The organism is Streptococcus mitis (assembly GCF_026782895.1).
Taxonomy (GTDB): Bacteria; Bacillota; Bacilli; order Lactobacillales; family Streptococcaceae; genus Streptococcus; species Streptococcus mitis_CB.
The window spans coordinates 51,948-74,678 of sequence record NZ_JAKUXJ010000006.1 but is presented as its reverse complement, the minus strand read 5'-3'; the positions used below and the strand labels follow the sequence as shown (position 1 = coordinate 74,678).

15 protein-coding genes are annotated in these 22,731 nt (G+C 39.6%); all 15 read left to right on the top strand.

Features of this window, described 5'->3' with window-relative positions; all coding sequences use genetic code 11:
* The first annotated feature begins 4 nt into the window (after nt 1-4).
* The 15 genes from MK480_RS07985 to MK480_RS07915 all read left to right on the top strand — a co-directional run bounded on the left by MK480_RS07985 (nt 5) and on the right by MK480_RS07915 (nt 22,469).
* Nucleotides 5-1,171 carry an aminoacyltransferase gene (locus MK480_RS07985; RefSeq protein ID WP_268707494.1) on the top strand — a complete coding sequence of 389 codons (1,167 nt, stop codon included), beginning with the start codon at nt 5-7 and terminating at the stop codon, nt 1,169-1,171.
* Nucleotides 1,172-1,249: 78 nt separating this feature from the next.
* Nucleotides 1,250-1,951: a M57 family metalloprotease gene (locus MK480_RS07980; protein WP_070482894.1), complete on the top strand. Its 702-nt coding sequence runs from the start codon at nt 1,250-1,252 to the stop codon at nt 1,949-1,951.
* Nucleotides 1,952-1,989: 38 nt separating this feature from the next.
* Nucleotides 1,990-3,837: an excinuclease ABC subunit UvrC gene (gene uvrC / locus MK480_RS07975; protein ID WP_070482891.1), complete on the top strand. Its 1,848-nt coding sequence runs from the start codon at nt 1,990-1,992 to the stop codon at nt 3,835-3,837.
* On the top strand, nt 3,827-4,681 hold the full coding sequence (locus MK480_RS07970) for a metallophosphoesterase family protein (protein ID WP_084925732.1): 855 nt from the start codon (nt 3,827-3,829) through the stop codon (nt 4,679-4,681). The genes uvrC and MK480_RS07970 overlap by 11 nt, the downstream gene beginning before the upstream one ends.
* 173 nt (nt 4,682-4,854) lie before the next feature.
* Entirely contained in the window at nt 4,855-5,460 is a 606-nt protein-coding gene (locus tag MK480_RS07965; RefSeq protein ID WP_049492407.1) for a nitroreductase family protein, read from the top strand.
* Between the two features lie 12 nt (nt 5,461-5,472).
* A complete protein-coding gene (gene pepV / locus MK480_RS07960; protein WP_261011276.1) occupies nt 5,473-6,873 on the top strand; it encodes a dipeptidase PepV in 1,401 nt (466 codons plus the stop codon).
* A gap of 53 nt (nt 6,874-6,926) precedes the next feature.
* On the top strand, nt 6,927-7,505 hold the full coding sequence (locus MK480_RS07955) for a uracil-DNA glycosylase family protein (protein WP_261011277.1): 579 nt from the start codon (nt 6,927-6,929) through the stop codon (nt 7,503-7,505).
* A gap of 206 nt (nt 7,506-7,711) precedes the next feature.
* On the top strand, nt 7,712-7,999 hold the full coding sequence (locus tag MK480_RS07950) for a rhodanese-like domain-containing protein (RefSeq protein ID WP_268707493.1): 288 nt from the start codon (nt 7,712-7,714) through the stop codon (nt 7,997-7,999).
* A 172-nt stretch (nt 8,000-8,171) separates the two neighbouring features.
* Nucleotides 8,172-9,497, top strand: a complete 1,326-nt coding sequence (gene brnQ, locus MK480_RS07945) for a branched-chain amino acid transport system II carrier protein (RefSeq protein ID WP_268707492.1) — start codon at nt 8,172-8,174, stop codon at nt 9,495-9,497.
* Between the two features lie 96 nt (nt 9,498-9,593).
* The gene (locus MK480_RS07940; protein ID WP_268707491.1) at nt 9,594-10,631 is read left to right on the top strand and encodes a M42 family metallopeptidase; all 1,038 of its coding nucleotides are present in this window, start codon (nt 9,594-9,596) and stop codon (nt 10,629-10,631) included.
* Between the two features lies 1 nt (nt 10,632).
* Nucleotides 10,633-11,103, top strand: coding sequence for an HIT family protein (locus MK480_RS07935; protein WP_268707490.1), 471 nt, complete (start codon nt 10,633-10,635; stop codon nt 11,101-11,103).
* A 2-nt stretch (nt 11,104-11,105) separates the two neighbouring features.
* Nucleotides 11,106-11,822, top strand: a complete 717-nt coding sequence (gene ldcB, locus MK480_RS07930) for an LD-carboxypeptidase LdcB/DacB (protein ID WP_268707489.1) — start codon at nt 11,106-11,108, stop codon at nt 11,820-11,822.
* 123 nt (nt 11,823-11,945) lie between these two features.
* Nucleotides 11,946-12,371: a 50S ribosomal protein L11 gene (rplK, locus tag MK480_RS07925; protein WP_001085807.1), complete on the top strand. Its 426-nt coding sequence runs from the start codon at nt 11,946-11,948 to the stop codon at nt 12,369-12,371.
* Between the two features lie 207 nt (nt 12,372-12,578).
* On the top strand, nt 12,579-13,268 hold the full coding sequence (gene rplA / locus MK480_RS07920) for a 50S ribosomal protein L1 (RefSeq protein WP_001085675.1): 690 nt from the start codon (nt 12,579-12,581) through the stop codon (nt 13,266-13,268).
* Between the two features lie 1,038 nt (nt 13,269-14,306).
* Nucleotides 14,307-22,469 carry a YSIRK-type signal peptide-containing protein gene (locus MK480_RS07915; RefSeq protein ID WP_268707542.1) on the top strand — a complete coding sequence of 2,721 codons (8,163 nt, stop codon included), beginning with the start codon at nt 14,307-14,309 and terminating at the stop codon, nt 22,467-22,469.
* Nucleotides 22,470-22,731: the final 262 nt, after the last annotated feature.

The window sequence follows — 22,731 nt, the reverse complement described above, 5'->3', positions numbered from 1 at the left end:
GTATATGGCACTAACTACACTCATGAAAGAAGAGTTTCAGGCTTATTCTGATCAGGTTTCTTCTCGTTCCTTTATGCAATCTGTTCAGATGGGGGACTTGTTAGAAAAAAGAGGGGCTCGAATTGTTTATCTTGCTTTGAAACAAGAAGGAGAGATTCAAGTTGCAGCTCTGGTTTATAGCTTGCCCATGCTGGGTGGTCTGCATATGGAGCTCAATTCGGGGCCGATTTATACCCAACAAGATGCTCTTCCAGTTTTTTATGCGGAGTTAAAAGAATATGCCAAGCAAAATGGTGTATTAGAGTTGCTTGTAAAACCTTATGAAACTTATCAAACTTTTGATAGTGAAGGTAATCCAATAGATGCTGAGAAAAAAAGTATTATTCAAGGTTTAACTGATTTAGGTTATCAATTTGATGGATTGACGACAGGGTATCCTAATGGAGAAGTCAGCTGGCATTACATCAAAGATTTGCAAGATTATGATGCTGTTTCCTTATTGAAATCTTTTAATAAAAATAGTATTCGCAACATTCAATCAGCTTTTGATTTTAATCTTCTTGTTCGAAATGCAGAACGGGAAGAAATTCCAATATTCAAAAAAATTATCGAAGAAACAGGTAAAAGACAAGGTTTTGAGGATAAGAATTTAGATTATTACATTAAATTGTATGATATGTTTGGAGATAGGGCGGATTTTCTAATTGCTGAAGTCAATCCGCAACAGTCTATAGATGCTTTAAATGTGAAGATGGCTAGTCTTGACAAGAAGTCGAAACAATTTCACCAGCAATACCAAGCTTTGCAAAAGAAAAAAGATTTTCTAACTAGTTTGGATAGTGAGTCTAGCAATGTTGCTCTAGCTTGTGCTTTAATAATCTACACAAATACAGAGGCAACCTACTTATTTGGGGGGTCGTACGCAGAGTATCAGAAGTTCTCAGCTCCATTTTTACTTCAATATCATGCGATGAAGCAGACAATGCAACGAAATATCCATCAATACAACTTCCTAGGTATTCAAGGGATTTTTGATGGTAGTGATGGTGTTTTACGTTTTAAACAAAATTTTAATGGTTATATTGTACGTAAAGCAGGAACTTTCCGTTATTATCCATCTCCCATAAAATATAAAGCTATTCAGTTACTTAAAAAAATATTAGGACGCTAAGATAAGAAAATCGGTCTTTAGCTTTCTTTCAGCTTGTTTTAGTAAAATAGTCTTCATTTGCTAGAAAGGTGGAGGGACATGCGCTGGATTTTTCGTTTGATAGGGGCTTTCTTTTCTTTTGTGTGGCGTTTGTTTTGGCGCCTGGTTTGGATAGTCGTGCTCTTATGTGCTCTTGCTTTCGGTCTTCTCTGGTATCTGAACGGTGATTTTCAAGGAGCGCTAAAGCAAGCAGAGCGGTCAGTAAAAATTGGTCAACAAAGTATCGACCAATGGGAAAAAACAGGGCAACTGCCTAAGTTGAACCAGACAGATAGCCACCAACACTCTGAAGGAAGGTGGCCGCAGGCTTCTGCTCGTATTTACCTAGATCCGCAGATGGATTCACGCTTTCAAGAAGCTTATGTAGAAGCGATTCAGAATTGGAATCAAACGGGTGCTTTTAATTTTGAAATCGTGACTGAGGCCAGCAAGGCAGATATCTTGGCTACGGAGATGAATGACGGAGGTACTCCTGTGGCAGGAGAGGCAGAAAGTCAGACCAATCTCTTGACGGGGCAATTCTTGTCTGTCACGGTACGGTTGAATCACTATTATCTGTCCAATCCTAACTATGGCTATTCCTATGAGCGCATTGTCCATACGGCAGAACATGAGTTGGGTCATGCGATTGGCTTGGACCATACAGATGAAAAGTCTGTCATGCAACCTGCGGGTTCCTTTTATGGTATCCAGGAAGTGGATGTTGCAAACCTTCGAAAAATATATGAGACTAGTGAGTAGGGAACAATCTTTCCCTACTTTTTTGCTATAATGGAACTATGAATAACTTGATTAAATCAAAACTAGAACTCTTGCCGACCAGCCCTGGTTGCTACATTCACAAGGATAAAAACGGTACCATTATCTATGTAGGAAAGGCTAAAAATCTGCGTAATCGCGTGAGGTCTTATTTCCGTGGAAGTCATGATACCAAAACAGAGGCCTTGGTGTCTGAAATTGTAGATTTTGAATTTATCGTTACTGAGTCTAATATTGAGGCACTTCTCCTAGAAATCAACCTGATCAAGGAAAACAAGCCCAAGTACAATATCATGCTCAAGGATGATAAGTCCTATCCTTTCATCAAAATCACCAATGAGCGCTATCCTCGCTTGATTATCACCCGACAGGTCAAAAAGGACGGAGGTCTCTACTTTGGACCTTATCCAGATGTGGGAGCAGCCAATGAAATCAAGCGGTTGTTGGATCGGATTTTCCCTTTTCGCAAGTGTACCAATCCACCGTCTAAGGTTTGCTTTTATTACCATATCGGCCAGTGTATGGCCCACACCATATGTAATAAAGATGAGGCTTATTTCAAGTCCATGGCTCAGGAGGTTTCTGATTTTCTGAAAGGGCAGGATAACAAAATCATTGATGACCTAAAGGGAAAAATGGCAGCGGCAGCTCAGACTATGGAATTTGAACGTGCGGCGGAATACCGTGACCTAATTCAGGCCATTGGAACGCTTCGAACCAAGCAACGGGTTATGGCCAAGGATCTCCAAAATCGGGATGTCTTTGGCTACTATGTGGACAAGGGCTGGATGTGTGTCCAGGTTTTCTTTGTCCGTCAGGGAAAACTCATTGAGCGGGATGTCAATCTCTTTCCCTATTACAATGATCCGGATGAGGACTTTCTAACCTATGTAGGACAATTCTATCAAGAAAAATCTCATCTAGTTCCCAATGAGGTGCTGATTCCGCAGGATATTGACGAAGAAGCTGTCAAGGCTTTGGTAGACACCAAGATTGTCAAACCCCAGCGTGGAGAGAAAAAGCAACTGGTCAATTTGGCTATAAAGAATGCTCGTGTTAGTCTGGAACAGAAGTTCAATCTGCTAGAGAAATCAGTCGAAAAGACCCAAGGAGCTATTGAAAATCTAGGAAGTTTGCTCCAAATCCCGACCCCAGTCCGTATCGAGTCCTTCGATAACTCCAACATCATGGGGACTAGCCCTGTTTCGGCTATGGTGGTCTTTGTCAACGGCAAACCAAGTAAAAAAGATTATCGTAAGTACAAAATCAAGACTGTGGTTGGACCAGACGACTATGCTAGTATGCGTGAGGTTATCCGTAGACGCTATGGTCGAGTTCAACGTGAGGGTTTGACGCCGCCAGATTTGATTGTGATTGATGGGGGACAAGGTCAAGTCAATATTGCTAAACAAGTCATCCAAGATGAACTAGGCTTGGATATTCCAATTGCTGGGCTGCAAAAGAATGATAAGCACCAAACTCATGAATTGCTCTTTGGAGATCCGCTTGAGGTGGTGGAGTTGTCTCGCAATTCTCAGGAATTTTTCCTTCTCCAACGCATCCAAGATGAGGTGCACCGCTTTGCTATCACTTTCCATCGCCAACTGCGCTCTAAGAACTCCTTTTCATCACAATTGGATGGAATTGAAGGGCTGGGACCTAAACGCAAGCAAAATCTTATGAAGCATTTCAAGTCTCTGACCAAAATCAAGGAAGCCAGTGTGGATGAGATTGTCGAAGTTGGAGTACCAAGAGCAGTAGCAGAGGCTGTGCAGAGGAAGTTGAACCCGCAGGAAGCAGAAGCCTTAGCTCAAGTTGCGGAAGAACAAGTAGATTATCAAACAGAAGGAGAACACAATGAATTATAAAATCGCAATTTTATCAGATATTCATGGAAATACGACAGCTTTAGAAGCAGTGATTGCAGATGCTAAAAATCAAGGAGTCAGTGAATACTGGCTTCTGGGAGATATTTTTCTTCCCGGTCCAGGTGCAAGTGACTTGGTAGCCCTGCTAAAGGACCTTCCTATCACAGCCAGTGTTCGAGGCAATTGGGATGATTGTGTCCTTGAGGCCTTGGATGGTGAATACGGTTTGGAAGATCCACAAGAAATCCAGTCAATGCGAATGACTCAGTTTTTGATGGAGCGAATGGATCCTGCAACGATTGTCTGGCTACGAAGCTTGCCTTTGCTGGAAAAGAAAGAAGTTGAGGGGCTGCGCTTTTCTATCTCTCATAATTTACCTGACAAAAACTATGGTGGGGATCTACTGGTTGGGAATGATACAGAAAAATTTGACCAACTGCTAGATGAGGAAACGGACGTGGCAGTCTATGGTCATGTCCACAAGCAGTTGCTTCGTTACGGCAGTCAAGGGCAACAAATCATCAATCCAGGGTCGATTGGCATGCCCTATTTTAATTGGGAGGCGTTAAAAAATCACCGTGCCCAGTATGCCGTGATAGAAGTTGAAGATGGGGAATTGGTAAATATCCTATTTCGTAAAGTTGCTTATGACTATGAAGCGGAGTTGGAGTTGGCCAAATTCAAGGGGCTTCCTTTTATCGAAATGTATGAAGAGCTACGACGAGAAGACAACTATCAGGGGCACAATCTGGAACTATTAGCAAGCTTAATAGAAAAGCATGGGTATGTAGAAGATGTGAAGAATTTCTTGGAGGCTATAAAGTCAGAATATAAGATAGACTAGTTTCTTTAAGTAACTGAAAATTAATTGGAACTGGATGAGGGGATTCCTGATTTAAATGATTTTCTTCATTCAGTTGCTTATCCTTGTTCCAGTTTGTCTCTACGAAAAATCTCTGCAACCTCTTTCAAATTATGGTAGAATGGAAGCAGTAGAATTAGAAAAGGAAATCGATTATGAAATTTCTTGAATTAAACAAAAAACGTCATGCGCCTAAGCATTTCACTGATAAGCCGGTTGATCCAAAAGATGTGCGTACGGCTATCGAAATTGCAACCTTGGCACCAAGTGCCCACAACAGCCAGCCATGGAAATTTGTAGTGGTGCGTGAGAAAAATGCCGAACTAGCAAAATTGGCTTACGGTTCAAACTTTGAACAGGTATCATCAGCGCCTGTAACTATTGCCTTGTTTACAGACACAGATTTGGCTAAACGTGCTCGTAAGATCGCTCGTGTTGGTGGTGCTAATAACTTTTCTGAAGAGCAACTTCAATACTTTATGAAAAATTTACCTGCGGAATTTGCCCGTTACAGTGAGCAACAAGTCAGCGACTACCTAGCCCTCAATGCAGGTTTGGTTGCTATGAACTTGGTTCTCGCTCTTACAGACCAAGGAATCGGATCAAATCTGATTCTTGGTTTTGACAAATCAAAAGTCAACGAAGTTTTGAAAATCGAAGACCGCTTCCGCCCAGAACTCTTGATTACAGTGGGTTACACAGACGAAAAATTGGAACCAAGCTACCGCTTGCCAGTAGATGAAATCATCGAGAAAAGATAGAAAGAAGAAAAAATGACAGCAATTGATTTTACAGCAGAAGTAGAAAAACGCAAAGAAGACCTCTTGGCTGACTTGTTTAGCCTTTTGGAAATCAACTCAGAACGTGATGACAGCAAGGTTGATGCTGAACATCCATTTGGACCTGGTCCAGTAAAAGCCTTGGAAAAATTCCTTGAAATCGCAGACCGTGATGGCTATCCAACTAAAAATGTTGACAACTACGCAGGACATTTTGAGTTTGGTGATGGAGAAGAAGTTCTCGGTATCTTTGCCCACATGGACGTGGTTCCAGCTGGTAGCGGTTGGGACACAGACCCTTACACACCAACTATCAAAGACGGTCGTCTTTATGCGCGTGGAGCTTCTGACGATAAGGGTCCTACAACAGCTTGTTACTATGGTTTGAAAATCATCAAAGAATTGGGTCTTCCAACTTCTAAGAAAGTTCGTTTCATCGTCGGAACAGACGAAGAATCAGGTTGGGCAGATATGGACTACTACTTCGAGCACGTAGGACTTGCGAAGCCAGACTTCGGTTTCTCTCCAGACGCTGAATTCCCTATCATCAATGGTGAAAAAGGAAATATCACGGAATACCTCCACTTTGCAGGTGAAAATGCAGGTGTTGCCCGTCTTCACAGCTTCACAGGTGGTTTGCGTGAAAATATGGTACCTGAATCAGCAACAGCAGTCGTTTCAGGTGATTTGGCTGACTTGCAAGCTAAACTAGACACCTTTGTTGCAGAACACAAACTCAGAGGAGAAATTCAAGAAGAAGCTGGCCAATACAAGGTGACCATCATTGGTAAATCTGCCCATGGTGCCATGCCTGCTTCAGGTGTCAATGGCGCGACTTACCTAGCTCTCTTCCTCAGCCAGTTTGACTTTGCTGGTCCAGCCAAAGACTACCTTGACATCGCTGGTAAAATTCTCTTGAACGACCATGAGGGTGAAAATCTCAAGATTGCTCATGTGGATGAAAAGATGGGTGCTCTTTCTATGAATGCTGGTGTATTCCGTTTTGATGAAACAAGTTCTGACAATACCATTGCCCTTAACATCCGCTATCCAAAAGGAACAAGTCCAGAACAAATCAAGTCAATCCTTGAAAACTTGCCAGTTGCTTCTGTTAGCCTTTCTGAGCACGGTCACACGCCTCACTATGTGCCAATGGAAGATCCACTTGTGCAAACCTTGTTGAATGTTTATGAAAAACAAACTGGTCTTAAAGGTCACGAGCAAGTTATCGGTGGTGGAACCTTTGGTCGCTTGCTAGAACGAGGTGTTGCCTATGGTGCCATGTTCCCAGACTCAATTGACACCATGCACCAAGCCAATGAATTTATCGCCTTGGATGATCTCTTCCGAGCAGCAGCAATCTATGCCGAAGCTATTTATGAATTGATCAAATAAAACGATAGAAGTCTGAGATTGTATGCTTAGACTTCTTTTTGGAGGGAAAGTAGATGTCTCAAATCGAAAGAATCAAGCAGGCTATTATGGCAGATCCGCAGAATGTCAGCTATACAGAGCGTGGCATTGAGCCTCTCTTTGCAGCGCCAAAGACTGCTCGCATCAATATCATCGGTCAGGCACCTGGACTTAAAACCCAAGAAGCAGGCCTTTACTGGAAAGATAAGAGTGGTGACCGTCTGAGAGACTGGCTAGGTGTGGATGAAGATACTTTTTACAATTCAGGATATTTTGCTGTTTTGCCTATGGATTTCTACTTTCCAGGGCATGGCAAGTCAGGTGATTTACCACCTCGAGCAGGATTTGCCGAAAAATGGCATCCACAGCTCTTGCAAGAATTACCAGATATCCAATTGACCCTCTTGATTGGCCAATATGCCCAAGCCTACTATTTACAGGAGAAAGTCAGTGGCAAAGTGACAGAACGGGTAAAACATTACCAGAACTACTTGCCAACCTATTTTCCATTAGTTCACCCCTCGCCTAGAAATCAAATCTGGATGGCCAAAAATCCTTGGTTTGAGTCAGAAGTGGTGCCAGATTTGAAAAAAAGAATTAAAACCATTTTATAGTCAATGAAAATCAAAGAGCAAACTAGGAAGCTAGCCGCAGGCTGCTCAAAGTACAGCTTTGAGGTTGTGGATGGAACTGACGAAGTCAGCTCAAAACACTGTTTTGAGGTTGTGGATAAAACTGACGAAGTCAGTTACATATACGCACGGTAAGGCGACGCTGACGTGGTTTGAAGAGATTTTCGAAGAGTATTAGGAGAAAAAGAATGAAAGAAATAGCCTTTGACGCATTTTACCAGCTTTACCAAAACGACCAACTTTCTCTAGTGGACGTGAGAGAAGTGGATGAGTTTGAAGCTCTTCATTTAGAAGGTGCTCAGAATCTTCCTCTGAGTCAATTAGCTGATACTTATGATCAATTGGACAAGGAACAGTTACATTATGTCATTTGTAAAGCTGGAATGAGATCAGCGCGTGCTTGCCAATTTTTAGCTGAACAAGGCTATGAAGTCGTTAATGTTCAAGGTGGTATGACTGCCTTTGAAGAACTCTAAACGTAAGAATTTTCTCCTACTTGGTGTGGTCTGGGTAGGAGAGTTTTATTTTTAGATAATTCATACTTTTTAGAATTTTAAAAACATTTAACATTTTGTCTCGTGTTACTTTTTTCAGACTCCCAATCGTGGTATACTAGGTCAGTATTTTATAAATATGAAGGAGATTTTCATGGCTAAAAAAGGTGCCCTAACAGGTTTGCTCCTGTTTGGAATATTTTTTGGTGCGGGAAACTTGATTTTTCCGCCTTCTCTAGGTGCTCTATCTGGAGAACATTTTCTTCCTGCCATCGCAGGTTTTGTCTTTTCAGGTGTCGGTATCGCCGTCTTGACCCTTATTATTGGAACGTTAAATCCTAAAGGATATATTCACGAGATTTCAACAAAGATAGCGCCTTGGTTTGCGACTCTGTACCTCGTAGTTCTCTATTTGTCAATTGGTCCATTCTTTGCTATCCCACGTACTGCTACAACGGCTTACGAAGTAGGGATTAGCCCCCTTCTGTCGGATGCAAATAAAGGTCTAGGCTTGATTGTCTTTACCCTTCTTTACTTTGCAGCAGCGTATCTAATCTCGCTCAATCCATCAAAAATCTTAGACCGTATCGGTCGTGTTTTAACACCAGTCTTTGCAATCTTGATTGTCATCTTGGTTGTTCTAGGAGCTATCAAATACGGTGGAACAAGTCCTCAAGCTGCATCAGCTGCTTATCAAGCTTCTGCTTTTGGTACAGGTTTCCTCGAAGGTTACAATACCTTGGATGCTCTTGCTTCCGTTGCCTTTAGTGTAATTGCAGTTCAAACCTTGAAACAACTTGGATTTTCAAGTAAGAAAGAATACATTTCAACCATTTGGGTTGTTGGTATCGTTGTTGCCCTTGCTTTCAGCGCCCTTTACATCGGTTTAGGTTTCCTTGGAAATCATTTCCCAGTACCAGCTGAAGCGATGAAGGGTGGAACGCCAGGTGTTTACATCTTGTCACAAGCTACTCAAGAAATCTTTGGCTCAACAGCTCAACTCTTCCTCGCAGCTATGGTTACCGTAACCTGCTTCACAACAACAGTTGGTTTGATTGTGTCAACAGCTGAGTTCTTTAATGAACGCTTCCCACAAATCAGCTACAAGGTTTATGCGACAGCCTTTACCTTGATTGGATTTGCCATCGCAAATTTGGGTCTTGATGCGATTATCAAGTACTCCATTCCAGTACTGGTTATCTTGTACCCAATCACGATTGCCATCGTTATGATTGTCATTGTCAACAAATTTGTTGCCCTTTCAAAACCAGGTATGCAGTTGACAATCGCTGTGGTTACAGCTATTGCCATTGCAAGCGTACTAGGAAGCTCGTTTAAGGTTGAGTTTCTTGCAAATCTTGTCAACGCTCTTCCTTTTGCTAAGGCATCTCTCCCATGGTTGGTGCCTGCTATCGTTGGAATCTTGCTCTCACTGGTTCTACCAAACAAGCAAGAAAGCGATGTTTTTGAAATGGAATAATCACTAAAATCACTTTTGTAGCAAGTCTACAGGAGTGATTTTCTTTTTTTATCCGATGATAAATGTGTTATAATAGGTAGCAAAAGAGGTGAAGAAATGAATCAAACAGTAGAATATATCAAAGAACTGACAGCCATTGCGTCGCCAACGGGCTTCACTCGTGAGATTTCGGACTATTTAGTCAAGACTCTAGAAGGTTTTGGTTACCAGCCGGTTCGTACAGCTAAGGGTGGTGTCAATGTAACCATTAAAGGTAAAAACGATGAGCAACAACGATATGTGACTGCCCATGTAGATACGCTTGGTGCTATTGTCCGTGCTGTCAAAGCAGACGGCCGTCTCAAAATGGACCGTATCGGTGGTTTCCCTTGGAACATGATTGAAGGAGAAAACTGTATCGTTCATGTGGCTAGTACAGGTGAAAAAGTATCAGGAACCATCCTTATCCACCAAACTTCTTGCCATGTTTATAAGGATGCAGGAACTGCAGAACGCACGCAGGACAATATGGAAGTGCGTTTGGACACAAAAGTAAGGAGTGAAAAAGAAACTCGTGCCTTGGGGATTGAGGTCGGTGATTTTATCAGTTTTGACCCCCGAACTGTCGTGACAGAGACAGGTTTTATCAAGTCTCGTCATTTGGACGATAAGGTCAGTGCAGCGATTTTGCTTAACCTACTTCGTATATATAAGGAAGAGAAGATTGAGTTGCCTGTAACAACCCATTTTGCTTTTTCAGTCTTTGAAGAAGTGGGCCACGGTGCTAATTCTAATATTTCTGCTCAGGTAGTCGAATATCTGGCTGTGGATATGGGAGCTATGGGAGATGACCAGCAAACAGATGAGTACACAGTTTCTATCTGTGTCAAGGATGCTTCAGGACCTTATCACTATGACTTCCGTCAACATTTAGTTGCCTTGGCGAAAGAACAAGATATTCCATTTAAACTGGATATCTATCCGTTTTACGGTTCGGACGCTTCAGCGGCTATGTCTGCAGGTGCAGAAGTCAAACATGCCCTTCTAGGTGCTGGTATCGAGTCTAGCCATTCTTATGAGCGCACTCATATTGATTCTGTGGTTGCAACAGAACGTATGGTTGATGCTTATCTTAAGAGCGCATTGGTAGACTAATATGTGCCTTATTTGCCAGAGAATTGAGCTCATCAAGAAGGGAGAAAATCCCTATTTTGTCAAAGAGTTGGAAACAGGCTATCTTGTCATTGGAGATCACCAGTATTTCACAGGCTATAGTCTCTTTCTAGCTAAGGAGCATGTCACGGAATTGCACCATTTAGAAAAGGAAATGAGACTCCATTTTCTAGAAGAAATGAGTGTGGTCCAAGAGGCGGTTGCTGAGGCCTTTGCTGCTGAGAAAATGAATATCGAACTGCTAGGAAATGGCGATGCCCATCTTCATTGGCATCTGTTTCCTAGACGAACAGGTGATATGAATGGTCACGGTCTCAATGGACGTGGTCCAGTTTGGTGGGTTCCTTTTGAAGAAATGACAGCAGAAACCTGCCAAGCAAATCCGGATGAGATTAAACAATTAGTTAAACGTTTATCGATAGAAGTAGATAAACTATTAGAAATAAAGGAGTAGAAATGAAAAAAAGATACCTTGTCTTGACAACCTTGCTAGCCTTGAGTCTAGCAGCTTGTTCACAAGAAAAAGCAAAAAATGAAGATGGAGCAGCTAAGACAGAGCAAACAGCCAAGGCTGATGGAACAGTTGGAAGTAAGTCTCAAGGAGCTGCCCAGAAAAAAGCAGAAGTGGTTAACAAAGGAGACTACTACAGCATCCAAGGAAAATACGATGAAATCATCGTAGCAAATAAACATTATCCTTTGTCGAAAGACTACAATCCAGGGGAAAATCCAACAGCCAAGGCTGAGTTGGTCAAACTCATCAAAGCTATGCAAGAGGCAGGTTTCCCCATTAGCGACCATTACAGTGGCTTTAGAAGTTATGAAACTCAGACAAAGCTCTACCAAGATTATGTCAACCAAGATGGGAAGGCAGCTGCTGACCGTTACTCTGCTCGTCCCGGTTACAGTGAACACCAAACTGGCTTGGCCTTTGATGTTATTGGGACTGATGGTGATTTAGTAACAGAAGAAAAAGCGGCTCAATGGCTCTTGGACCATGCGGCTGATTATGGCTTTGTTGTCCGTTATCTCAAAGGTAAGGAAAAAGAAACCGGTTATATGGCTGAAGAATGGCACCTTCGTTATGTCGGAAAAGAAGCAAAAGAAATTGCAGAGAGTGGTCTCAGTTTGGAAGAATACTACGGCTTTGAAGGCGGAGATTACGTCGATTAAAAAAATAAACTTTTCTCTTGCAATTCTAGATAAATAGTGTATAATAGATGGGTATGTGTAAAGCATACTTGTGGGAGGTAAAAATCTTTAATTACCGCCAAAACCACAAAGGAGGATTTAAAAATGGCTAAAAAAGTCGAAAAACTTGTAAAATTGCAAATCCCTGCTGGTAAAGCTACACCAGCTCCACCGGTTGGACCTGCTCTTGGTCAAGCTGGTATCAACATCATGGGATTCACAAAAGAGTTCAACGCTCGTACAGCTGACCAAGCTGGTATGATCATTCCAGTTGTTATCTCAGTTTACGAAGATAAATCATTTACTTTCATCACTAAAACACCACCAGCTGCTGTTCTTTTGAAAAAAGCTGCAGGTGTTGAAAAAGGATCAGGTACACCTAACAAAACTAAAGTTGCTACAGTTACTCGTGCACAAGTACAAGAAATTGCAGAAACTAAGATGCCAGATTTGAACGCAGCAAACGTAGAGTCTGCAATGCGTATGATCGAAGGTACTGCTCGTTCTATGGGATTCACTGTTGTTGACTAATCAATAACACAGTAGAAAATCTCACAGCAGTCTATTAGTTGCTTTTCATACTAGGCAAGTGACTGAAACTTGTACTTGGGTACAGCAAGGGAGCTTAACGAAGTAGGAAAAGAAAAATAATAGACTGAAAACCCGCAAGACTTCATCATTTCGAGGAGTGACGTGGGAGATGAAAATCGATTGAACCACTTACAAGGAGAATAGAAAATGGCTAAAAAAAGCAAACAACTTCGTGCTGCTCTTGAGAAAATCGACAGCACAAAAGCATACAGCGTAGAAGAAGCTGTAGCACTTGCAAAAGAAACTAACTTTGCAAAATTTGACGCAACTGTAGAAGTTGCTTACAACTTGAACATCGACGTTAAAAAAGCTGACCAACAAATCCGTGGAGCAATGGTATTGCCAAACGGTACTGGTAAAACTTCACGCGTTCTTGTTTTCGCACGTGGTGCAAAAGCTGAAGAAGCAAAAGCTGCTGGTGCAGACTTTGTTGGTGAAGATGACCTTGTTGCTAAAATCAACGATGGTTGGTTGGACTTCGACGTAGTTATCGCTACACCTGACATGATGGCTCTTGTTGGACGTCTTGGACGTGTTCTTGGACCACGTAACTTGATGCCAAACCCTAAAACTGGTACTGTAACTATGGATGTTGCTAAAGCAGTTGAAGAGTCTAAAGGTGGTAAAATCACTTACCGTGCAGACCGTGCAGGTAACGTTCAAGCTATCATCGGTAAAGTATCATTTGAAGCTGAAAAATTGGTTGAAAACTTCAAAGCTTTCAACGAAACAATCCAAAAAGCAAAACCAGCTACAGCTAAAGGAACTTACGTAACAAACTTGACTATCACAACTACTCAAGGTGTTGGTATCAAAGTTGACGTAAACTCACTTTAATCAGTAGTTTATATCAGAGAACGAGTACGAAAGTGCTCGTTTTTTTGTCTTTAGTTATTGATTCTAAAGAATCGATGTGGCTTCATTCGTTTTTTCTTTTATGACTTATGAGAAAAATTTAGAGAAAGTTTTGTATTCTATTATTGAAATTGTTGAGGTTACGGGATAAAATCCGAACGATTTTTTATAGAGGTATTAATGGTAGATGTATAGATAAGTGTATAGATTCTTAAAAATATTAACACAAGCTTATAAAACGGCCGTAAATATAATATTTAGGTTATAAAAATAATAAGAACATAAAATGTTCAATTAAAAGATAAAAGTAAAAAACCGTACGTTACATTCAGATTTTTGTTTTAAAACTCATTAAATAAAAATATTATTTAATGAGTTTTAAAAAAATAAAATAAAAAGCGAAAGATTTATAAGAGATTTGACGATTCAAAATAAAAAGTGCTTGCAAAATATTTGAAAATATGGTATTATAATTATGCATGTTAATTGTGGATGATAAAAATTCCTCTTTTAAGTTTTAAGAGAGGAATTTTTATTTTTATCTATATATTAAATTTTAAAATCCCATATTATATATAAAGTAAGATAAAGTTTATATTTTATCCATAATAGATATAATATAGCTATAAATACTTATATAATGTAAATTTAAATATTATTACCAGATGAAACAATATAATAACATATAAAATATAGAAATAAGATTTCATTTTATACAATATCAGGATAAGGACTTTATTTGTATGAAATAAGATAAAATATCAATAAAAATATTTGTTTTATAAAGATAAAGTCACTATATAAGTAATAATTTAAACAATTATTTATTTGTTATCATATTTATTGCTAAAAAAACTTAAAAATGATAAAATGGCTTTGAATATTGATGGTGTTTGCTGGTACTATCTAAAAGATGGTCCTCTAAGTATTTTAGAAAATATAAAGTGGTCTTTTTATGTATCATCTTGGCTATTAATATCGCTAATAATCAGACTATTTTATGGAGGATATTTGTCAAAAATGAAGGACAAGCAGAAAGATTTTCGAACGGAAAAGTACATTCGTTACGGTATTCGTAAGTATAGTTTCGGTGCAGCATCAGTAGCTATTGCAGCTGGATTGATGTTTCTTGGTAACGGCGCAGTATCTGCGACGGAAGTACAAGGTGCGGAAACTGGAGTAGCAGCAACTTCAGCTAAAAAAGATAATCAGAATACTGCAGAAGTAAAACCAGAAACTGAAAAAACTGCAGAAGCAAAACCTGAAGTGAAAGCAGAAGAGGCTAAAAAAGTCAACAAGGCAATACTGGAAGCAAGTATCGCGACTTTAGAATCTAAACTTGCAACTGCAAAATATGCGGATGCTACAGTAGTAAATTCAGCTAAGGAAGTATTGGCAACAGCTAAAGCAGCTCTTGCTAAGGCAGAGGCTAGCCAAGCCGATGTAGATGCACAAGCAGCAACTGTATCAGCATTAAGTACTGTAGTTACTGAGTCAAATACTGCTGGTTTCGATAAGAAAGAAGCAGCTGAAAAAGAAGCAGCAAAAGCTGAAGCAGAAAAAACTGCAACTCCAGTTGAAAAAGCTCTTTCAGTAGCTACAACAACTCTGACGCAAGTATCGTCAGAAGCTGAAGTAACTAACAAATTGGCTGAAACTGAACTTGCTAAGGCAGATGTCAAAGAAGAAAACAAGGCAGCAGTTACTGCAGCAGTCGCTAAAAACCAAGCAGTTCTTACTGAAACTAAGGCTCTTCTTGCTGATAAGAGTGTTACAAAAGAGCAAGTAGATGCACAATTGGAACGCCTTAACGAATCAATCCTTGCAGTTTATAATGAATTGAAAAACGCAGGAATCGGCCGTGATGGTAGATACGGAGTTGCTCTTTCAGCTAATGAAGGCTATACAGCTAACTCTACAGCTTTAAGAAAAGAAAATGGCGAGTTTGATGGTTCGACTGGTAAATCTTACAAAGTACTAGACGGTAACGACAAATATAAAATTTATGTTCATGGATATCAATCAGACAATACAGATGTGCCTGCGGCTAATAGTGGACAAGCAGGGATAAGTGGTCGTACTGATATTCCTTTATCAAAAACAGAAGCTCAGAAACTTGGTCGTGAAGCTGCTCTATGGAAAGGGAAACTTCGTGCTACAGGAAAAACTAATGGGAATACAATATGGGGTGCGGGTGGATCTTATGAATATTTAGCGACAGAAATTTATGGATACACATATGAACAAGGCAATCACTACGTGTATATCACTGATGCTAAAAAACGTTTCACTTTATCACCAGAAGCAGAAGCTGCGGGATATAAAATTAAAGATATCAAACTAAGTAACTTAGTTCCTGGTACGGGATATAATGAAAAAACAGATACTGTAGAAGGATACGTAGCATCTACTCTTCAAAATGGTGTTTATGATATGCGTTATATCGTCACTGTTGAAAAAGACGGTCAAACTCAAGATATTACTTTCCGTGACTTAACAGCTGGATGGGTTGGATGGCAAGACTCAACAGCTCCATTAATTAAAGGTAAATCTACAATGGTCACAATTGGAGATGAAGTGAACCATAATATTAAATATGTTGATAACGATGGAATGAGTCGTGATGAAAGAACTGGTTATGTATACAGAAGTAATGGAGAAAAAGTTGTTGCCGGTTCAAAAACGGCTCCTGGAGGCACGAATGGAGCAACTTTTACTGCAGTTGATGGATCTAAAGTAAATACCGAGAACGGACCACAAACTGTCACAGCCCACACAGCCTTAAATGGTAATTTTACGGGAAGTAAAACTTCGATAAATGATGTTGTACCAGGATTAAATTATGATCCAAAAACTGGAAATATTACAGGAACAGCGTCAGAAGCTGGAATTTATACAGCAAATGTTTACGCCAAAGACTATAATAATACAACCAATGCGAAAAATCAGGATTGGAATATGTATGGTCAAGAAGCTCATGAAAATATTACGATTGCAGTAGCTCCAAAAATTACTGTATCTAATGTTGAAGCGTATGCAACAAAAGTTCCAGTATCTGTTTCTAACGGTGCTAATAAAGCAGAAATCACAATGCCAGATGGAACAGTTACAAAATTAGTTGTAAAAGACGGTAAATGGACTGTAGCTGCAGGAACTACTAATACAGCTGTAAAAGAAGGAGATCAACTTGGAGATGCTTCGGCAACAGCAGCGTCTAAAATTAATATTCCTGTTACTTCAGACTCTACACAATATGTTGGAGTAGATAGTATTGTAGCGAAAGCAACAACTGATAAAGTTCGTGCAGACTTACAACGTGAAGTTGTGAAAGTGAAAGATGCAAATAATAAAGAATATACAGCTACATTTAATAGTGCAACTGGTAAATATACGCTTCCAAATGAAGACGCATATGTCTTAAAAGACAATGGAGATGGAACTACAACATTAACAGAACGTCGTGTTTATACAGATGCAAAAGCAGATGGTAGTGTTGACTATATTGTATACGAATTCACTCGTACATGGAATGCAACATCTTCAGCAGCTACTTTAACAGAAAAAGTTGCAGAAATTCGTAAGAATGGTGAAGTAACAGCCGTAGGAGATGTAACTCGTACAGTTACTGCATTACCAAAAGCGCAAACAGCTGATACAAAAGGAGTTACGGTTACTGTAACTTATGATTCAGCAACAAATACATGGACTGCTTCTGATGGGTCTACAGTTACTGCTGAAAAATCAAATGCTGGATGGAAGATTTCTACAGATTCAGGATTTAAAGGATATGTAGCTTTCCGTGAAGCAACAGGAACAGACGTAGCTTCTATTCAAAATGATAAACCAACTGGAACTTCAACAAGTTATTCAGATACTCAAGGGAATTCTGTAGACTTATTGAAATCACCAAAAGCAAATGTAGCATTTGAAGATAAAATTGACGATGAGTCAGATGATGCTCAATCTGAGACAATTAAAACTAAATTGACAGTAACTTCACCAAGTGGAGCTAAAAAAGAATTTAATTTAGCAGAAGCAGAAGAAAAAGCATATATTCAAGCACAACGTACTGCAGCAGAAAAAACAAAAGCAGCAGCAGAAGCGATTGCGAACGCTCAAGGAGCAAATAATGAATTAGCGAAAATTCAAGAATTAGTAGACCGTCAAGATAGAATTGTAGAAGATGCTCAAAAAGCTTTAGACGATTTAAATCTTCGTACAATTTCACCAACAGCGAGAGATTTAGCTGAGAAGAAATTAAATGCGGCAAAAGAACAACAAGCATCACTAAAAGCAGAATTAGATAAAGCGGCAGCAGCATTACCTGATGTAGAAGCAAAAGTGAAATCAGCTCGTGATGAAGCTCTTGCAGCTGAAAAAGCTGTAGAAACAGCTCGTGAAGCATTGAAAACAGCAGCTGAGAAAAACTTAGCAAACCCAGAAATCGCAGCATATACATTAGGTGAATATGGAAGTTATAAAGTAATAGTAAGATCTGTTGACTCAAATGGTGTTGTAACAACTCCAACAGTAGGAAAAACAGATTCAGGAGAAGTTACAGAAGATGCAGTTGCAGAAACAACTTACTACATTGTAGTTTCTAAACCTGAAAAATCTGCTGGAGCAGAAGGACAAAAACAAACTGATTCAATGGAAACAGGATTCAAGACTGGTTTACCAAATAATGCAGAAGTATCTGACTACAAACTAGTTGACCCATTATCTGGTAAAAAAGTAAGTTCTGTAACTACTGATGAAGGTACTTATGAAATTGATGAAAACACAGGTAAAGTGAACTTCACACCAGCTCCAGGATTTATCGGTACAGCTAAACCATTAACAGTTTCAGCGAATGTAACATTAACAGGTGATGATGGGCAACCAGTAGTAGTAGAATCTTCAACTACTTACACACCAACTGTATATGGGGTTAAACCATCAAGCGATGAAACTAAAGGAAAACAAGGACAACCTCAAGAATCTAAATCAGGAAAAGATCGTTTCTCTGAATTAAACACAGGAACTAACACTCCAGATGGAACAAATGTAGACTGGTCTACAGCTAAGTACTCATTAGAAGGTGCGAATGAAGAAGGTAAAGTTGTAGTAGAAGGCGAAGGAACATATGCGATTGATCCAGCTACGGGAGTAGTAACATTCCAACCAGAACCAAGCTTCAAAGGTAAAGCAAAAGGAGTAGATGTTAAAGTAGCTGTAACAGCAACAGATTCAGAAGGAAATAAAGTTGAAGTTACATCTAGTGGAGACTACACTCCAGAAGTGGAAGCAGTAGAACCAACTGCAGAACCAAAAGAAACAAGTGGAAAACAAGGTAAACCACAAACTCAAGATGCTACTACAATGTTCAAAGAAGGTGACGAAACAGCGCCAATCGATAAATCTACAGTGAAACTTGTAGATCCAACAGGTGCAGAAGTCACAACAATGCCAGCTCTTAAAGATGGAAAAGAAGTCGGTACTTATACTTTAGATCCAGAAACTGGAGTAATTACATTCCAACCAGATAAAGACTTTACTGGAACACCAGCCCCAGCTAAAGTAACAGCGGCAGACAAAAACGGAACAAAAGTAGAAACAACTTATACTCCAACTGTGACTCCAGTAGTACCAGAAGGACAAGATAAAACTACGACAAACCTTCAAGGAAAACCTCAACAAAGTAAAGTAGTCTTTACACCAGGGGACGATGAATTCCCAATCGATGATAAAGTTCCGGCAACATTTGAAGATGGAACAACTGAAAAAGTAGTACCAGGAGAAGGAACATACACAGTAGATTCAGATGGAACAGTTCACTTCCAACCAGAAAAAGACTTCACAGGAGTAGCTAGAGGTGTAACTGTAAAACGTGTTGATACCAATGGAACACCAGCTACTGCGAAATACACACCGATTGTTAAACCAGTAGTACCACAAGGATTCGATAATGTGACTACAGGAGTACAAGGTCAAGAACAAAATGGTAAACCTTACTTCAAACCAGGTAATGAAGCAGTACCAATCGATTACGATAAACCAGCAACATTACTTGACCCAGAAACGAAGCAACCTGTTCCTTCAAATGAACTTCCAGCGAAAGATCCAGAAGGAAATGTAATCGGTAAATATACTTTAGATCCGACTACAGGAGTAGTGAAATTCACACCAGAAGATAAATCATATGTAGGGCCAGTACAACCAGTAACAGTTCAACGTGTTGATAAAAACAATACACCGGCAACAGCTGATTATACTCCAGTAATCGTAGGGGTTAAACCAACAGCTAAGCCAGCTGAATCAACGGATGTACAAGGTGCAACACAAAAACAACCTATTACATTCAAAGGTGGAACTGCAGATTTAGAAGATCCAGTTGGAAATCCAATTAAATCAGATCCAGTACCGATTAATCCAGGTTCAGTTACATTAGTAGGTGAAGATGGAAAACCAACTAATGAAGTGGTTGTAAAAGATCCAAAAGATCCAAATAAAGTAATCGGTAAGTATACTCTTGTGAAAGAACTTGGTAAAGATCCAGTTGCAGTATACACACCAGAAGACAAAACATATGTAGGGCCAGTTCCACCAGTAACAATTGAAGCAAAAGATACAAACGGAACTCCAGTAAGAACTACGTACACACCTAACATTAAACCTGTAACACCAACAGCAACACCAGCTAAAACAACAGATATTCAAGGTAAAGCGCAAACAGGATTACCAGAATTCAAAGGTGGAACAGTAACGGTTAATGACGAAGAGAAAGTTGTTCCAATTGATGAAACAAAAGCTCCAAAACTAATCGATCCTAAGACAGGTAATCCAGTTGATTCTGTAACAGTTGAAGGAGAAGGAACATACACAATCGAAGATGGTAAAGTTAAATTCCAACCAGAACCACAATTTACAGGAACAGCTACAGGTGTAGAAGTTCAACGTGAAGATACAAACGGAACACCTGTAAAAGCTAAATACACTCCAACGGTAACTCCAGTTAAACCAACAGGAGAAGACGTTACGTCAGAAGATGTACAAGGTGCTGAACAAAATGGAACACCAAAATTCACACCAGGAAATCCTGATGTTGCAATTACAATTACTGATGAGCAACCAGCGAAATTAATCGATCCAGAAACAGGGAAGCCAACTGATAAAACCACAATAGTGATTCCTGATGAAGGAAAATACACAATCGATCCTAAGACTGGAGAAGTAACATTCACACCAGAACCACAATTTACTGGTCAAGCAACAGGGGTAACTGTTCAAGTGAAAGATGCGAACGGAACACCTGTAGAAGCAAGCTATACACCTAAAGTTAAAGGTGTAACTCCAACAGCAACACCAGCTAAATCTAAAGATATTCAAGGTAAAGCACAAACAGGATTACCAGAATTCAAAGGTGGAACAGTAACGGTTAATGGTGTACCAAAAACTGTTGAGATTGATGAAACAAAAGCACCTAAACTTCTTGATCCAGAAACAGGAGAACCAACTGATGAACCAGTAGTAATTCCTGGAGAAGGAACATACACAATCGAAGATGGTAAAGTTAAATTCCAACCAGAACCGCAATTTACTGGAAAAGGAGAAGGTGTAGAAGTTCAACGTGTAGATAAGAATGGAACGCCAGTAACAGCTAAGTATACTCCAAAAGTAGTGCCAGTAACGCCAACTGGAGAAGATAAGACATCAGTAGGACCTAAAGGTCAACCACAAACAGGAACACCAGTATTCAATGGTGGATCAGTGAAAATCAATGGAAAAGAAGAAACTGTTGAAATTAATACTGACGAACCAGCGAAACTAATCGATCCTAAGACAGGTGATTCAGTTGATTCTGTAACAGTTGAAGGCGAAGGAACATACAAAATTAATCCTAAGACTGGAGAAGTAACATTCACACCAGAACCAGAATTCCTAGGAACAGCTACAGGAGTAACTGTACAACGTGTAGATAAGAACGGAACAGAAGTAACGGCTAAATACACTCCAACAGTAACACCAGTAACAGCGACTGTAGACAAAACTACAGAAGGACCTAAGAATACTCCTCAATCTGAAACTCCAGAGTTCACAGGAGACGTAGATTTAGATGTACCACCAACATTCTCTGATGGTTCAACTAAGATGGTTGTTGACGGAGAAGGAACTTATACTATCGATAAAGATGGTAAAGTAACATTTACTCCAGAAGAAGATTACGTAGGAACTGGAGAAGGTGTGACTGTTGTAAGAAAAGATAAAGCAGGAAAAGATATTTCTGCGAAATACACTCCAACAGTTCGTCCAGGAACAGACTATGTAGATGAAAATGGTAAAGAAATTCCAGGATTCCCAAGTAAAGATGGAGAACAACCTAAGGTAGATATTCCAGGATATAGATATAAAGAAACAATCACTGATGAGCATGGAAATACTCGTCATATCTATGAACAAGTGAAAACATTCTTCAAGGATAAAGATGGAAATCCAATTCCAAAAGTTCCAACTGAAAAAGGAGAACAACCTAAGAAAGATATCCCAGGCTACCGCTTCGTAGAAACAAAACCACTTCCAAATGGAGATACTGAGCATATCTACGAAAAAGTGAAAACATTCTTCAAGGATAAAGATGGAAATCCAATTCCAAATACTCCAACAGAAGAAGGCGAACAACCTAAGAAAGATATTCCAGGCTACCGCTTCGTAGAAACAAAACCACTTCCGAATGGTGATGTCGAGCATGTTTATGAAAAAGTAACACCACCAGCTCCAACACCTTCACCTGTTCCTCAACCAAATCCAGGTAATCAAAATATTACAATTTGGACAGATGAAAATGGTAATCCAGTGAAACCATCTGAACCAGGTTCTAAAGAGCCAGGAACAATTCCAGGTTACGAATACGTCAAGACCGTGACAGATTCAAATGGAAGCATCAGACATATCTTCAAGAAAGTTGAGATGCCAACTCCAAGACCAGTTGAGCCAGCTACTCCAGCAATGCCTGAACAGCCAGCTAAACCTCAAGTACCAGCTACTCCAGCACAACCAGTACAACCAACAGCAGTGAAAGAAGCTGAAGCTAAGCGTGAATTGCCAAATACTGGTACAGAAGACAATGCAAGCCTTGCAGCACTTGGACTTCTCGGAGTCTTGAGTGGATTTGGTCTTGTAGCTCGCAAGAAGAAAGAAGATTAATTCGATTTTTTCTAATGAGTATTTAGTAAAGTAGAAACCAATGATTTTTGATCATTGGTTTTTCTGTGCTTGTCAAACATTTTCTGAAGAATAAAGTATTAAAATTCGATAAAAACTAAAAACATCTCATTATATTTTATAAAATAAAAATTAAAAATATAAAAAACGAAACATATATTAAACATTATAATCCAAAAAGTAACTTTGAAATATAAAATTTATTTATTTTGGTGAAAATTATAAGTCAAATACTTTGAACTTA